The sequence below is a fragment of the Pseudoalteromonas sp. RB2-MNA-CIBAN-0110 genome (assembly GCF_040309305.1).
Lineage (GTDB): Bacteria > Pseudomonadota > Gammaproteobacteria > Enterobacterales > Alteromonadaceae > Pseudoalteromonas > Pseudoalteromonas arctica.
In genome coordinates, this window is the sequence record NZ_JBEOOQ010000128.1 from 1 (window position 1) to 293 (window position 293).

A 293-nucleotide genomic window follows, 5' to 3' on the forward strand; every position below is an offset into this window, starting at 1 on the left:
TATTGATATTGGTGGCGGTACCAGCGATTGCTCGTTTGTGCAAATGGGGCCAAGCTTTCGGGATAAAAATGACCGTGACGCTGACTTTTTAGCTCACAGCGGTAAGCGTATTGGTGGAAACGATTTAGACATAGCTTTAAGTTACTATGGCTTGATGCCGCTTTTAGGCTTAGGCAGTACGTTTAAATCAGGGCTACCTTTGCCTAATCAAGCTTTTTGGCAAGCCTGTAAAATTAACGATGTAAACTTACAAAGCCAATTTTATAGTGCTAACCATTATAGAGAACTTAGCG

At 41.6% G+C, this 293-nt stretch carries 1 pseudogene; it reads left to right on the forward strand.

The annotated features are described in order from the left end of the window. Positions 1-293: pseudogene (locus tag AAEY68_RS20830) on the forward strand (molecular chaperone); the annotation flags it as partial.